Here is a 12,774-nt window from a genome sequence, read left to right as displayed (position 1 = left end):
GGAAGCCGCCGCCGGTCAGGCGCGGTGGGCACCCGTGCCGACCCCGTGCTGGTCGCCCAGCACGGTGTCCAACCGCCCGTCGCGATCGCTGTCCACAAAGGTGATGTCCGGGATCCCGTCACCGTCCACGTCGATCTGGACGACGTCGGCGACACCGTCACCGTCCAGGTCGGTGACCACCTCCACCGAGCCGTCCAGGTGGCGGGTCACGATCGACTGCGCGCCGGGGGCACGCGGTGGCGGCCCGGGCACCGGCACCGGCGTCGGGGCGGGCGCGGGTGCCGGGGTGGGCCGAGGGCCGGGTGTGGGCGACGGATGGCTCGGCACCCCACCCGACGGTGGTGCGCTGGCCTGCTCGACCCCGGTGCCGGTCGGGTCCAGCTCCTCCTCGGAGGGGAAGACGTCACCTCGTGCGGCCGGATCACGGTAGCTGCTCATGGGCGTAGGGTTCCCCGACGATGACGAGAACAACCGTGCCCGATCGACCGGTGTCCTCGGTGCCCGGTTTGGCGGAAGATGCGGGGACCGACGCCACGGTCATGAACGGGGGTTCGAGCGTGGAACTGCGCCGGAGTCGGGGCGCCCGCGTGCTCGCCCTGGTCTGCGTACTCGGTGGAGTGCTCTTGTTGGTCTATCCCAGCGACGGCGCCCTGCTACGGACGATCATCGCGGTGGGGGCGATCGCGCTCGGCGCGGTGGCGCTGGTCAGCGCGTTGCGTCCGTTCCGATTCGGGATCCACGCGGACGGGCTCAGCATCCGGCGGCCCGGCCTGCGCCGGGATATCCAGTGGGCCGAGGTTGGCGCGTTGGTCCTCGACGAGCCGCCCCGACGCGACGGCCATCCCGAGCCACCGCGACTGCTGCTGGTGCCCGTGCCGGGTGTGACGATCGGGCCGGTGACCGCCCGCCATCCGCTCGACGGCCGACCCGCCATCGAGTTGCTCGTTCTCGACCAGGTCCGCGAGCAGCCCGAGCAGGTGTCCGCCGCGCTCACCCGCCATGCCGGAGGCCGGTTCGTCGACCTGCTCGCGCTGCGTCGCGCCGCCTTCGACGCCCCGGATCTACCGGTCGGCCTGCGTGGTTACCAGATGGACCGGGTGGACCGGTTGATCCGACGCGGCCAGGACGCTCTGATGTCCGGGGACGCGTCCACCCGGCAGGCCGCCCGGGGGGAGATCGAACGCGCCACCACGGCCGGTCTGCCGATCGCCCAGCGTGGTTACAGCACGTTCCAGACGGATACGGTTCTGGACACCCTCGTCGCCGCGTTGGCCGACCAGCAGACCACCGATCGGGAGACCGCCACATGACCGCGCAGGGACCGCAGGCCGCGTCGACCACCGACGTTCCGCGCCGCAACTGGGCCGGCAACGTGCGGTACGCCGCGAAGGCGTTCCACCGGCCCAGCTCCGTCGACGAACTGCGCCGGCTCGTCGCCGGCAGCAGCCGGATCCGGGCGGTGGGCAGCGGGCACTCCTTCAACCGTCTCGGCGACACCGACGGAGACCTGGTCAGCCTCGCCGGGCTGCCCCCGGTCGTCGAGGTGGACCGCGAGCGGCGGCAGGTCACCGCGAGCGGCGCGCTGCGCTACGGCGACATCGCCCGACAGCTGCACACCCAGGGGTACGCGCTGGCCAACCTCGCCTCACTGCCGCACATCTCGGTGGCGGGCGCGGTGGCCACCGCCACCCACGGCTCCGGCCAGACCCACGGCAACCTGGCCAGTGCGGTCGCCGGCCTGGAGCTGGTCACCGCCGACGGTGAGCTGCTCCGGGTCGACCGCGACGACGACACGTTCGCCGGGATGGTGGTGGGGCTCGGCGCGCTCGGCCTGGTCACCCGGGTCACAGTGGACGTCGTGCCAACCTTCGCGCTGCGCCAGTACGTGCGCCTCGACCTCGACCGGACGGCGCTGGACGAGGCGCTCGGCTCGGCGTACAGCGTGAGTGTCTTCACCGACTTCCGTACGCCCCGGCTGCGCGAGGTGTGGCGCAAACAGTTGGCGGACCAGCCGCCGCCCCCGGCGGACTGGCTGGGCACCACCGCCGCCGACCAGCCCCGGCACCCGGTGCTCGGGATGCCGGCGGAGAACTGCACCCCGCAGCTCGGCGAGCCGGGCCCGTGGCACGAGCGGCTGCCACACTTCAAGCTCGGCTTCACCCCGAGCAGCGGCGACGAACTGCAGTCCGAGTACCACGTCGCGCGGACGTCGGCGGCCGACGCGCTCGCCGCGCTGGACGACGTGGCGGACCTGATCGCCCCGGTGCTGCTGGTGTCCGAGCTGCGCACGGTGGCGGCCGACGAGCTGTGGCTCAGCCCGAACTACCGGCGGGACAGCTTCGTGCTGCACTTCACCTGGATCGGGGACACCGCGGCGGTGCTGCCCGTGCTGGCCGCCGTGGAGGAGCGGTTGGCGCCGTTCGCGCCCCGCCCACACTGGGGCAAGGTCTTCGTCACCGACCCGGCCGAGCTCGCCGCCCGCTACCCGCGCCACGCCGACTTCACCACCCTCCTGACCGACCTGGACCCGAAGGGCAAGTTCCAAACCGAGCACCTGACTCGCTACTTCCCCCGCTGAGCCACCCCTGCTGCTGACCTCCGTTGATCATGAAGTTATTGCCACTCGGCCCGGCGTGTCGGGGCAATAACTTCATGATCAACGGGATCGGGTGGGGGTGGGGGTGCGGAGGGTGTTTCGTTGGACGGCTCGGCTGATGTCGCTGGGGGAGACTATGCCGGTCAGGTGGCCGTCGTCGGTCACCACCAGGGCTCGGCCGTCGGCGCACTCGGTGAGTCGGGGGAGCAGGTCGTTGAGCTGTTCGTTGGGCTGGGCCAGCACCAACTGGTCGGCTCGACAGGCCACCTCGGCCAGCGTGGTCGATGCCCGCCGCTCCGGCGGCACGCCGCGCACCCGGTCGACGGTGACCAGGCCGACCGGCCGGCCTTCCTCGGTCAGCGGCAGCGCCGAATGCCGGTACGCGAACAGGTAGTGGTCGACGAAGTCCGCGACCGTCATCTCCGCCGAGGCGGTCTGCGGCTGCGGGGTCATCACGTCGCCCACCCGGATCCCGCGCAGCGCGTTGCCGGTGCGGGCCTGCCGCTCCTCCAGCCCGGCCGCGCCGATCAGGAACCAGCCGATCAGCGCCAGCCACAGCCCACCGAAACCCACCCCGGACAGGAACCGCCACAGCCCCAGGCCGATCAGCAGCACCCCCAGCACCCAGCCGGCCCGGGCGGCGACCACTGACGCCCGGGTCCGGTCACCGGTGGCCTTCCAGACCGCGGCGCGCAGCAACCGACCACCATCCAGGGGCGCGGCCGGCAGCACGTTGAAGATGGCCAGCAGCACGTTGATCCCCGCCAGCCAGGCCACCGACCCGAACAGCAGCCCGCCCTGCCCGGCCAGCGCGAGCAGCGCCGCGATGGCACCGAAGAACGCCCCGATCAGCAGGCTGACCAGCGGGCCGATGCCCGCGATGCGCAGCTCCGCGCCCGGATCACGCGGCTCGCCGCGCAACTCGGCGACGCCGCCGAACAGCCACAGCGTGATGCCGTCGACAGTCAGCCCGTTGCGCTTGGCCACCACCGCGTGCGACACCTCGTGGGCGAGCAGGCCGACGAAGAACACCACCGCCGCGGCCAGCCCGGCGAGGGTGTACGCCACCGGCGAGCGGTCGGGGTACGAGCGGGGGAACTGGTTCGCGGCCAACCCCCAGGCGATCAACGCGAAGATGACCAGCACGCTCCAGTTGACGCCGACCGGCACCCCCGCGACCCGGCCAAGCCGGAAACTGGCCCTCATCCCTGGCTCATACCCCTACTCAGCCTGCCCATGCCAGCCGACGAGATGGCGTCTCGGTGGGTGTGATCGGTTGGCCGTGCCGAGCGAACATCTGCCCAAGTTCCATCCGACCGCGCTCCGCCACCTCAAGCAGTGGACCAGGGTCGATGGTGTCCGGCAGCGGAGTGTCGGTGGTCAGGTCTCGAACGGAGATGGGGCGGCACAACCACTGGTGCAGTGCCCGTCGATCGATGGCAGTCTTCTCCCGGTCGCCGAGCATCCAGACGTCCGTCTTGTACGGGGTGCTGTCGGTTCCCAGTGCGGCAAGGACACCGGAATGGCGTACCACGCCAGCCTGATCCTGTGACGGCGGAAGACCTGCGCGCCAGGTGGGCGAAGCCAGCGAGTCGCCCTTGACGGCCTCACTGTCCGAACATATGTTCGGTCGGTGAGTGATCGGCTGACGAGATGGCGACGTGACGTGAAGCCCGGCTGGCTGGGGCAACGGCGGCCTCTCGTCGCAGCAGGCCCTACGATCATCCGTGTGGAGAAGTCGGTGGCGGAGCGAGCAGCCCTGGTCGCGCTGCTGCGTCGGACGGGCGTGAGCTGGTCCGAGATCGCCCTTGACATCCAGGACGTGGGCAGCGCGTCGAGCGTCCTCCGCCGTGCGCTCGTCGAAACGGACGGACTGTTCGCGGACGAGGGCTCCGCTGACGCTCTGATCGAAGCAGCTTTCGCCGAGATTGAGGCGTGGCAGTCGCACGCGATCATCGTCCGTGCGTTCTTCGATGATGATTATCCCCAGCAGCTTCGGGCCATTCGGGAAATGCCTCCGGTTCTCTTCGCCCGGGGGGCACTGGTTCCTGACTTCCGCGCGATCGCCGTGGTGGGCAGCCGGGAGGCTTCTGCCGACGGTGTCCGGATCGCGAAGGCCGTTGCCACCTCGCTGGCGCGGCAGGGAGTCACCGTGGTCAGCGGCCTGGCCAAGGGGATCGACACGGCGGCGCATGAGGCGGCCCTGGAGGCGGGTGGTCGGACGGTGGCGGTGATCGGTACCGGCATCCGCCGGTACTACCCGGCCACCAATCGCCGCCTCCAGGACCACATCGCGGACGTGGGACTCGTACTGAGCCAGTTCTGGCCGGACGCGCCACCCACAAAGCAGAGCTTCCCCATGCGCAACGCCGTGATGAGTGGATACGCGGCGGCCACGGTGGTGGTCGAGGCCGGAGCGAAGAGTGGCGCTCGGATCCAGGCACGCCTTGCACTCCAGCACGGCCGCCCGGTTGTGCTGACCAATCAGGTGATGCAGCACGAGTGGGCACGGTCGTTCGCCGACAACCCTGGAGTTCACGTGGTGCGCGGCATGAGCGAACTCCTCGACGTTGTCGACGGCATCCTTGATCGCATGCCGACCGGAACGGGTATGGAGGGCTTTCCTGACCTCGTCACACTCTGACTCCTGGGGTGTCATCCGCCAGTACGTCGAGCTCCAGCGCAACTATCTGAGCAATCCCCTGCCGGCCTATTCGTGGATCTGCCCGACATGTCGAGGTGTACGCACAGCGGGCTATCCGCTCTGCTTCCCCTGCCAGACGCACCACACCAGGTCGCGCGGCGTCCTGGCCGACCTTGTGGTCCCGGTCTCCTACTCGCCTCGGACCGGTCAGCATCACCACAACCTTCGGGCCTACAAGGCAATTCGTCCGCCGGCCCAGGCCGGTTGGAATCTCCTGGCCCTCCTGCTGCTCTTCCTGCGCGATCATCGCGCCTGCCTTGCCAGCCGGCTGGAGGGCGAGCCCACCCATGTCGTCACCGTTCCGAGCACTTAGGGACGTCCGGGCCGGCACCCCCTTGACGCTCTCTGCGCTCAGCGGGTCGGCCTGCCTCGGATAACCGCCGTCGCCGACCCTCGGTACGGCGCTGGCGAACGCCAGTTCCAGACGGACTGGTTCGCGGCTGAGGTGCCGGACCTGAGAGAACCGGTTCGGGCGCTTGTCATCGACGACACGTGGACCACCGGTGCGCGTGCCCAGTCGCTCGCCTACGCCCTGAAGCAGGCGGGCGCCGAGCGTGTCGCGATCGTCGTGCTCGGCCGCCACGTCAACCCCGACCACCCACCCTCCGCCCCACTGCTGGCGGCGATCCGCAACTCGATCTTCGACCCGGCGGTCTGTGCCGCAGAGCTTGACTGAGCCGCACTGCCGAAGGGCCTCTCGATGGCCGCCCGTCTTCCACGTCGCACCCGTTCAGTCGGCATGCCGACAGTGCGTGGATGGTGGTCACTCGTCGGGGATAGTGGCGAAGGTGGTGAGGTTGATCGATGAGGGCGCTGACCCGTACCTCTGGCTGGAAGATCTTGATGGCGCGGACGCCGTGGGGTGGGTGCGGGACCGCAGCACGGAGACCCTGGCCACGCTGACCGCAGGCGAAACGTTCGCCGCCCTGCGGTCCGAAGTCCGGGCGGTGCTCGATGCCGAGGACCGCATCCCCTACCCGGGGTGGCGTGGGGACGGCTTCTACTACAACTTCTGGACCGACGCGACGCACCCGCGTGGGATCTGGCGGCGGACGACTCTCGACCAGTACCGGCGGCCCGAACCGGAGTGGGACGTGCTGCTCGACGTCGACGCGCTGGCCGCCGAGGAGGGCGAGAACTGGGTCTGGCAGAAGGTGACGGTGCTGCGGCCCGGCTACGAGCGCTGCTTGATCAGCCTGTCCAGGGGCGGCGCCGACGCGGTCGTGGTGCGCGAGTTCGACCTGCTCCGCCGGGCTTTCGTCGAGGACGGCTTCACGCTGCCGGAGGCGAAGAGCCGTGTCTGCTGGATTGACGCGGATCACATCTACGTCGGTACCGACTTCGGGCCGGGGTCGCTGACCTCCTCCGGGTACCCACGCGTCGCCAAGCGCTGGCGGCGAGGCACGCCGCTGTCGGCGGCCGACGTCGTCTACGAGGGGCGCTCGGACGATGTGGCCGTCTACGCCTCGCACGACCCGACGCCCGGCTTCGAGCGCGACTTCGCGGGCCGCAGCCTCGATTTCTACCGCTCCGAGAGCTACCTGCTGACCGATGTGGGCGAACGGATCCGGATCGCCGTGCCGGAGGACGCCCAGCGGGACGTGCACCGGGAGTGGCTGCTGATCCGGCTGCGCTCGCCGTGGACGGTCGACGGGGTGACCCACCCGGCCGGGGCGCTGCTGGCGACCCGGTTCGACGCGTTCCTCGCCGGTCAGCGGGAGCTGACGGTGCTCTTCCGGCCTGACGCCCGCACGGCGCTGAGCGGCTATTTCTGGACCCGGAACCACCTGATCCTGGCCGCCCTCGTCCACGTGCGGAGCCGGCTGGAGGTGCTGACGCCCGGCGATACGGGCTGGCGGCGGGAGCCGCTCGCAGGGGTGCCGGAGTTCGACCACAGCCAGATCGTGGACACCGACCCGGACCACAGCGACGCCTACCTGCTCGCCTCCGAAGGGTTCCTGCAACCGGAGGCGCTGAGGCTCGGGGAGGTTGGCGGCGCGGTCGAGACGCTCAAGCGGGAACCGGCGTTCTTCGACCCGGGCGGCCTGGCGGTCCGCCAGTTCTTCGCCACCTCGGCCGACGGCACCCCGGTGCCGTACTTCGTGGTGGGGGAGCCGGGCGCGGCCGGCGGGCCGACGCTGCTCACCGGGTACGGCGGCTACGAGGTCTCCCTGACCCCCTACTACAGCGGGATCGTCGGGCGGGGCTGGCTGGCCAGGGGCGGCAGCTACGTGGTGGCGAACATCCGGGGCGGCGGCGAGTACGGCCCCGAGTGGCACCGCGCCGCGCTGCGGGAGAACCGGCCCCGGGCATACGAGGACTTCGCGGCGGTGGCGGCCGACTTGGTGACGCGCGGGATCACCACGCCGGAGCGGCTCGGCATCGAGGGCGGTAGCAACGGAGGGCTGCTGATGGGGGTGATGCTGACCCGCTACCCCTCGCTCTTCGGGGCTGTCGTCGCCAGCGTGCCGATGCTGGACATGCGGCGCTACCACCGGCTGCTGGCCGGGGCCTCGTGGATGGCCGAGTACGGCGACCCGGACCGGGAGGCCGACTGGGCCTACCTTCGGGAGTACTCGCCGTACCACAACGTCCGGGGCGGACGGCCGTACCCGCCGGTCCTGCTCGTCACCTCGACCCGCGACGACCGGGTGCATCCGGGGCACGCCCGGAAGATGGTGGCCCGGCTGCGCGAGCACGGCCACGAGGTGGCGTACTACGAGAACGTCGAGGGCGGGCACGGTGCGGCGGCCAACAACGAGCAGCGGGCCTTCGTGTGGGCGCTGACGCTGGAGTTCCTATGGCGGAAGCTGACCGTGGCTGCCGTACCGCAGCAGCGTTCCCGGTTCGGCGCCCGATGGCCGACGCCCATCGCGGAGCCACGGTGACGCCGGCGTCACGGAGAGCTGGTGGGGGCGAGGAGCGGCGATGGTCGGTTCAGCGGCGGGGGGTTTCGCTGGCGATCGTCGCTTCCCGGGGCAGGGCGGCGGCGCGCAGCGCCCAGTCCAGCGCGAAGTCGGCGATCTGCTCCCAGCCGTCCTGTCCGACGGTGAAGTGTGATCGGCCGGGAAACTCCTCGTACGCGGTGAGTGCCCGGGACTTCTGGTAGAGCCCGGCGTTGGTGCGGACCACCGACGCCGGCACCACGTGGTCGGCTCCGCCGGCCATCAGCAGCAGCGGCGCCCGGTCGGTACGCCCGACGTCCACCCGGGCCGGTGACCGAGGGTCGAGGTTGGCGAACGCGCCCTCGAAGAGCACCCGTCCGGCGCCGGGGACGGCGTACCGCTCCCAGGCCCGGTCGGAGTCCTCGCGGCTCATCGTGTTGCCGAAGGCGTACGCGAAGTCGTCGCGGGTGAACGGGACGGCCTTGTTGCGATTCGCGGGGTTGCGCAGAATCGAGAACCCGGATCGCAGCGTGCTCAGCGGCACCTTGAGCACCCCCTTGATCGCGGCGGGATGCACCCCCACCACCGCCGCGCCGAGACCCCGGTCGGCGAGGACCTGGGCGAACAGGCCGCCGAACGAGTGCCCCATGATGATCGGCGGTCGGGGCAGCGCCCGGATGATCTTGTCGTAGTGCGCGATGATCGTGGCCATGCTTTGCTCGGCGATCGGGCCAGGATCCTCGCGCAGCTGCTCCACGGACCGGTCCATGCCGGGCCAGGCGGGAGCGATGACGTGCATGCCGCGCTCGGTGAACCGCTGGGCCCACCCCTCCCAGCTGCGCGGCGTCATCCACAGCCCGTGGATCAGCACGATCGTGTCGACCGGACCCTGCGGCGTGCCAACCATCGCGTCCTCCCGGTGTCACGCGTTCGGCCCGGCGGTTACCCGCTGCCGGGCAAGGAAACCCTCCGGGACCGAGCAGGCTGGGACCCTCCGGGACCGAGCAGGCTGGGCCCCTGACAAATGTCACGGTCGGAGCGTGACGACCGCTCCGGGCATCTGGGTACGCGTCGCCGGAGCATCAGTGGCATGACCAGTACCCATTTGGCTGTCGAGTTGGACGGCCTCACCAAGAGCTTCGGCGCGGTCACCGCTGTCGACGGGTTGAGCCTGCGGGTGCAGCCCGGCGAGGTGGTGGCGTTCCTCGGCCCGAACGGCGCGGGCAAGACCACCACCATCGACATGTTGCTCGGGCTGTCCCGTCCGGACAGGGGCACCGTCCGCGTCCTCGGCGGCACCCCGGACGACGCGGTGGCCCGAGGTCGGGTCGCCGCCGTACTCCAGACCGGCGGGCTGCTCAAGGACCTCACCGTGGGCGAGACGGTACGGATGACCGCGCACTTCTACCGGCACACCCGCCCGGCGGCAGAGGTGCTGGAGCGGGCCGGCATCACCGACATCGCCGACCGGGTGGTCGGGCGCTGCTCGGGCGGTCAGCAGCAGCGACTGCGCTTCGCGTTGGCCCTGCTGCCCGACCCGGACCTGATGGTGCTCGACGAGCCGACCACCGGCATGGACGTCGAGGGCCGGCGGGACTTCTGGCAGGCCCTACGCCGCGACGCCCGACGTGGGCGGACCGTCATCTTCGCCACCCACTACCTGGACGAGGCGGACGCGTACGCCGACCGGATCGTGCTGGTCCGGCAGGGGCGGATCGTCGCCGACGGCACGACCGCCGAGATCAAGAACCTGGCCGCCGGCCGTACCGTGCGGGCCACCCTGCCCGGTGCCGACCAGGCCGCGCTCGCCGCGCTGCCCGGCGTGGACGCCGTGGAGGTACGCGGCGACAGCGTGCTGGTGCGGACCGGCGACTCGGACGCGATCGCCCGGCACCTGCTGACCCGGACCGCCGCCCGGGACGTCGAGATCACCTCTCGCAACCTTGAGGACGCCTTCCTCGCCCTGACCACCGCGCAGACCGGAGCCTGAGATGACCACCTCCACCCCCACCCGCGTCGGTGCCGCGGCGCCGGATCGTCGGCTGCCCGCACTGGGCGGGTTCGCTCCGGGTGCCCTGCTCATCGAGCTGCGCCGGGTGCTGCGCAACCGCCGCACCCTCGCCTTCACGCTGATCATGCCGAGCGTCTTCTTCCTCATCTTCGGCCTGCCGCAGCGCGGGCAGTCGTTGGACAACGGTCGGCCGGTGACGGCGTACGTCATGATCAGCCTGGCCGTGTACGCGGCCATGGTGGCGACCACCAGCGTCGGTGGCGCGGTGGCCACCGAACGGGCGCTGGGCTGGAGCCGCCAGCTGCGACTCACCCCGCTCCGCCCGGCGGCGTACGTGGCGACCAAGCTGATCACCGCAATGAGCCTCGGTCTGCTCGCTGTCGTCGTCGAGTTCCTGGTGGGTGCCGTGGCCGGCGTCCGCGTCCCGGCGTACGTCTGGCTGCTGTCCGGGCTCGCCGCCTGGCTCGGTTCGCTGGTCTTCGCCGCGTTCGGTCTGTTCATCGGTTACCTGGCGCCGGCCGAGAACGTCATGCAGATCATCGGCCCGGTGCTGGCGGTGCTGGCCATGTTCGGTGGGCTGTTCGTCCCGGTCGAGGTGCTGCCGGACGTGCTTCAGCAGGTCGCGAAGTTCACCCCGGTGTACGGCATGGGTGTGCTGGCCCGCGCCCCACTGACCGGCGAGGCGGTGAGCATGGCGGCGGTAGCCAACCTCGTCGTCTGGGCGCTGCTCTTCGGCGTCGGCGCGGCCCGGCTGTTCCGCCGGGACACCGCGCGGGTCTGACCGCGCGGGCCGCTAGCGTGAACCCGATGGACTCGCTGACGGGTCAACCCCGACCGGTGAGCCGCCGATGGCGGTTCACCGGTTGGCTGCTGGCCGGAGTGTGGCTGTTCTTCCTCAACGTGCCGCTCTCCACCGCGCTGGACCAGCCGCAGCCGTGGCGGCGGATCGTCGGCGTCGCTACCCTGTTCGCTTTCGGCCTCGGCTACGTGCTGCTGTTCCAGTGGGCCCGCAACCTGCGCGAGCACCTCCGACCGATCCCTCCGCGCCGAGCCGCGTTCGCGTTGTCGGGGCTCGTTGTGCTGGGGTTGGCCAGCATTCCGGGCACCGCCGGGGACTGGACGGCCACGCTGGTGTTCGTGGCCGCCGCCGCGGTGTTTCTGCTGTCGGCGGTGCAGGCGCTGATCATCGTGGCGCTCTGCGCGCTGATCCCACTCGTGGCGGCCTGGCTGGTGCCGACCTGGACGGGGGAGAGCACTGTCACCTTCGCGGTGCTGCTCGCCTCGTTTGCCATGTTCGGGGTGTCCCGGCTGGCGCAGCGCAACAGCGAACTTCGGGCCGCCCAGCAGGAGATCGGTCGGCTCGCGGTCGCCGAGGAGCGGGCCCGCGCCGCCCGCGACCTGCACGACATCCTCGGGCACTCGCTGACCGTGGTGGCGATCAAGGCCGAGTTGGCCGGGCGTCTGATCGAGGTCGACCGGGAGCGGGCCGCCGCCGAGATCGCCGAGGTGGAGGCGCTGGCTCGGGCCGCATTGGCCGACGTACGACAGACGGTCGGGGCGTACCGCGAGGTCAGCCTCGGCGCGGAGCTGGCCGGCGCCCGCTCCGCGCTGGCCGCGGCGGGCATCGCGGCGGACGTGTCGGCCGAGGTGCCGAACCTGCCGGAGGAGTGGGACCGGTTGTTCGGCTGGGCGGTACGGGAAGGGGTGACGAACGTGGTCCGGCACAGCGGGGCGCGGTGCTGCGTGATTCGGGTGTACCCGGACCGGGTCGAGATCAGTGACGACGGTCGAGGGCCGTCCACTCCGGACGCGAGCGGGCACGGGCTGGTCGGCCTGCGGGAGCGGGCGCGGAGGTTGGACGCGGTGGTGACCGTCGGTCGTCGGCCGGCGGGAGACGGTTTCCTGCTGCGGGTGCACGTGCCGGGGGAGGCCCGGTGAGCGGCGGACCCACGCCGATCCGGCTGCTGCTCGCCGACGACCAGGCGCTGGTCCGGGGTGCGCTGGCCGCCCTGCTCTCGCTGGAGGAGGACCTGACGGTGGTCGCCGAGGTCGGCCGGGGCGACGAGGTGGTGCCCGAGGCCCGACGCAGCGCCCCCGACGTGGCCCTGCTGGACGTGGAGATGCCCGGCCTGGACGGGATCGCCGCAACCGCGGCGCTGCGGGCCGCGCTGCCGACCTGCCGGGTGCTGGTGGTGACCACCTTCGGCCGACCCGGCTACCTGCGCCGGGCGATGGAGGCCGGGGCGAGCGGTTTCGTGGTCAAGGACACCCCGGCCCGGCAACTCGCCGACGCGGTCCGCCGGGTGCACGCCGGCCTGCGGGTGGTCGACCCGACGCTGGCCGCGGAGACGCTGGCCGCCGGGGTCAGCCCGCTGACCGAGCGGGAGACCGAGGTGCTGCGGACCGCGCGCGGCGGCGGCACCGTCGCCGACCTGGCCCGGGCGCTGCACCTGTCCGAGGGGACGGTACGCAACCACCTGTCCGCGGCGATCGGTAAGACCGGCGCCCGCAACCGGGCCGACGCGATCCGGGTCGCCGAGCAGAACGGCTGGCTGCTCGGCGAGTGACCGGGCGCGCC

At 71.5% G+C, this 12,774-nt stretch carries 13 protein-coding genes; 9 read left to right on the top strand and 4 right to left on the bottom strand.

The genetic code is table 11. From position 1 onward, the window contains the following. Positions 1 to 15: 15 nt before the first annotated feature. Positions 16 to 438, bottom strand: coding sequence for a hypothetical protein (locus ABZU52_RS15065; RefSeq protein WP_354971619.1), 423 nt, complete (start codon positions 436 to 438; stop codon positions 16 to 18). Between the two features lie 119 nt (positions 439 to 557). Between ABZU52_RS15065 and ABZU52_RS15060 the strand changes: the two genes are divergently transcribed. Beyond that, a complete protein-coding gene (locus ABZU52_RS15060; RefSeq protein ID WP_354971618.1) occupies positions 558 to 1,310 on the top strand; it encodes a hypothetical protein in 753 nt (250 codons plus the stop codon). Further along, positions 1,307 to 2,578: an FAD-binding protein gene (locus ABZU52_RS15055; RefSeq protein ID WP_354971617.1), complete on the top strand. Its 1,272-nt coding sequence runs from the start codon at positions 1,307 to 1,309 to the stop codon at positions 2,576 to 2,578. The genes ABZU52_RS15060 and ABZU52_RS15055 overlap by 4 nt, the downstream gene beginning before the upstream one ends. 78 nt (positions 2,579 to 2,656) lie before the next feature. On the opposite strand, the gene ABZU52_RS15050 is transcribed toward ABZU52_RS15055, so the two are convergent. Both ABZU52_RS15050 and ABZU52_RS15045 read right to left on the bottom strand, forming a co-directional pair. Continuing rightward, the gene (locus ABZU52_RS15050; protein ID WP_354971616.1) at positions 2,657 to 3,802 is read right to left on the bottom strand and encodes a site-2 protease family protein; all 1,146 of its coding nucleotides are present in this window, start codon (positions 3,800 to 3,802) and stop codon (positions 2,657 to 2,659) included. Between the two features lie 19 nt (positions 3,803 to 3,821). Then, positions 3,822 to 4,130: a hypothetical protein gene (locus tag ABZU52_RS15045; RefSeq protein WP_354971615.1), complete on the bottom strand. Its 309-nt coding sequence runs from the start codon at positions 4,128 to 4,130 to the stop codon at positions 3,822 to 3,824. 195 nt (positions 4,131 to 4,325) lie between these two features. On the opposite strand from ABZU52_RS15045, the gene ABZU52_RS15040 reads away from it, so the two are divergent. From ABZU52_RS15040 to ABZU52_RS15030, 3 genes are all read left to right on the top strand, one after another. Beyond that, entirely contained in the window at positions 4,326 to 5,240 is a 915-nt protein-coding gene (locus ABZU52_RS15040) for a DNA-processing protein DprA (RefSeq protein ID WP_354971614.1), read from the top strand. A 505-nt stretch (positions 5,241 to 5,745) separates the two neighbouring features. Further along, complete coding sequence (locus tag ABZU52_RS15035; protein WP_354971613.1) at positions 5,746 to 5,976, top strand: hypothetical protein; 231 nt, start codon at positions 5,746 to 5,748, stop codon at positions 5,974 to 5,976. Between the two features lie 115 nt (positions 5,977 to 6,091). After that, positions 6,092 to 8,188, top strand: coding sequence for a prolyl oligopeptidase family serine peptidase (locus ABZU52_RS15030; RefSeq protein ID WP_354971648.1), 2,097 nt, complete (start codon positions 6,092 to 6,094; stop codon positions 8,186 to 8,188). Between the two features lie 49 nt (positions 8,189 to 8,237). Here ABZU52_RS15030 and ABZU52_RS15025 read toward each other — a convergent pair whose 3' ends face one another. Then, positions 8,238 to 9,092 carry an alpha/beta fold hydrolase gene (locus ABZU52_RS15025; RefSeq protein WP_354971612.1) on the bottom strand — a complete coding sequence of 285 codons (855 nt, stop codon included), beginning with the start codon at positions 9,090 to 9,092 and terminating at the stop codon, positions 8,238 to 8,240. Between the two features lie 183 nt (positions 9,093 to 9,275). Here ABZU52_RS15025 and ABZU52_RS15020 point away from each other — a divergent pair, with 183 nt between their 5' ends. Genes ABZU52_RS15020 through ABZU52_RS15005 form a run of 4 tightly spaced genes read left to right on the top strand, consistent with a single transcriptional unit; the run spans position 9,276 to position 12,763 of the window. Beyond that, complete coding sequence (locus tag ABZU52_RS15020) at positions 9,276 to 10,175, top strand: ABC transporter ATP-binding protein (RefSeq protein WP_354971611.1); 900 nt, start codon at positions 9,276 to 9,278, stop codon at positions 10,173 to 10,175. 1 nt (position 10,176) lies between these two features. After that, entirely contained in the window at positions 10,177 to 10,977 is an 801-nt protein-coding gene (locus ABZU52_RS15015) for an ABC transporter permease (protein ID WP_354971610.1), read from the top strand. 26 nt (positions 10,978 to 11,003) lie between these two features. Then, the gene (locus tag ABZU52_RS15010) at positions 11,004 to 12,134 is read left to right on the top strand and encodes a histidine kinase (RefSeq protein WP_354971609.1); all 1,131 of its coding nucleotides are present in this window, start codon (positions 11,004 to 11,006) and stop codon (positions 12,132 to 12,134) included. Then, positions 12,131 to 12,763, top strand: coding sequence for a response regulator transcription factor (locus tag ABZU52_RS15005; RefSeq protein ID WP_354971608.1), 633 nt, complete (start codon positions 12,131 to 12,133; stop codon positions 12,761 to 12,763). The genes ABZU52_RS15010 and ABZU52_RS15005 overlap by 4 nt, the downstream gene beginning before the upstream one ends. Positions 12,764 to 12,774: the final 11 nt, after the last annotated feature.

Source organism: Micromonospora sp. NPDC005220, assembly GCF_040607895.1.
In the GTDB taxonomy this organism is placed as follows: domain Bacteria; phylum Actinomycetota; class Actinomycetes; order Mycobacteriales; family Micromonosporaceae; genus Micromonospora.
Note: the sequence above shows the minus strand (reverse complement) of the source record. Positions and strands in the feature narration are given on the sequence as shown.

Excerpts from the sequence above, each read along its gene's own strand:
- ABZU52_RS15065 (WP_354971619.1), bottom strand. The coding sequence starts at position 438 with ATGAGCAGCTACCGTGATCCGGCCGCACGAGGTGACGTCTTCCCCTCC.
- ABZU52_RS15055 (WP_354971617.1), top strand. The coding sequence starts at position 1,307 with ATGACCGCGCAGGGACCGCAGGCCGCGTCGACCACCGACGTTCCGCGC.
- ABZU52_RS15050 (WP_354971616.1), bottom strand. The coding sequence starts at position 3,802 with ATGAGGGCCAGTTTCCGGCTTGGCCGGGTCGCGGGGGTGCCGGTCGGC.
- ABZU52_RS15025 (WP_354971612.1), bottom strand. The coding sequence starts at position 9,092 with ATGGTTGGCACGCCGCAGGGTCCGGTCGACACGATCGTGCTGATCCAC.
- ABZU52_RS15020 (WP_354971611.1), top strand. The coding sequence starts at position 9,276 with ATGACCAGTACCCATTTGGCTGTCGAGTTGGACGGCCTCACCAAGAGC.
- ABZU52_RS15015 (WP_354971610.1), top strand. The coding sequence starts at position 10,177 with ATGACCACCTCCACCCCCACCCGCGTCGGTGCCGCGGCGCCGGATCGT.
- ABZU52_RS15010 (WP_354971609.1), top strand. The coding sequence starts at position 11,004 with ATGGACTCGCTGACGGGTCAACCCCGACCGGTGAGCCGCCGATGGCGG.